Source organism: Priestia sp. P5_B4, assembly GCF_056400385.1.
In genome coordinates this window covers 1-687 of sequence record NZ_JBFULJ010001376.1, presented here as the reverse complement: position 1 = coordinate 687, position 687 = coordinate 1, and the positions used below count along the sequence as shown (strand labels likewise).

At 32.5% G+C, this 687-nt stretch carries 1 protein-coding gene; it reads left to right on the top strand.

Going from position 1 to position 687, the window contains the following annotated elements:
- Positions 1-221 precede the first annotated feature (221 nt).
- Positions 222-446 (top strand): helix-turn-helix domain-containing protein, encoded by a 225-nt coding sequence (locus AC1DRF_RS31095; RefSeq protein ID WP_098547465.1) that lies wholly within the window; start codon positions 222-224, stop codon positions 444-446.
- Positions 447-687: the final 241 nt, after the last annotated feature.

The following is a 687-nucleotide window of genomic DNA, read 5'->3' as shown; positions in this document are numbered from 1 at the left end:
AGTGTATAAGGCGGTCTTAACTGTATTCATGCTATATGTTTATGACAAAAATATCGACATTATTCTATAGGACTATATAAAAATATTGCACTATGTACTTTACTATATGCAAAGAAGACTCTTAGGTTTCCGTTTTTTACAAATAAAGTTCTTTTTTTTTCGTAATAGTTGAATATTTTTCGTAAATTAGGTCAAGCCTTTATAAAAAGGAGGCTTTTGTTATGTGGAGTCGTGGTAAAAAGAGAAGTAAGTTGGGAAAGTTTTTAGATAAGAACGGTTATACGCAAACAGAATTAGGCGAATTGACGAAGCTTAATAAAAGTACGATTAGTAAGCTTTGTACCGATGCTAGTTATGTTCCTTCAGGTAATACAATAAAAAAAGTTATGAAAGCTCTTAGAATGCTAGATTCTAATCTAAAGCCTGATGATTTTTTTGATATATGAAAAGGCACAGTATGTATGCCTTTACCCATTATCCCCGATATTTAAAGGGAATGACCCTCCATTTTTAAAAATAAAAGGTCATTGATTCGTGCCTGCCTATCACTATTCAACTCTGGGAAGCTGAAATCTCTATTCATATCCAATGCAAATTTAATCTAAATGCTTTACATAAACATATATCTCTACTTCCAATTCAGTCAGATAGGCGAGTGGTATCACTGTCCCTCTGTTTCCTCAGTTT

Coding starts and splice junctions, on each gene's coding strand:
- AC1DRF_RS31095 (WP_098547465.1), top strand. CDS start 222: ATGTGGAGTCGTGGTAAAAAGAGAAGTAAGTTGGGAAAGTTTTTAGAT.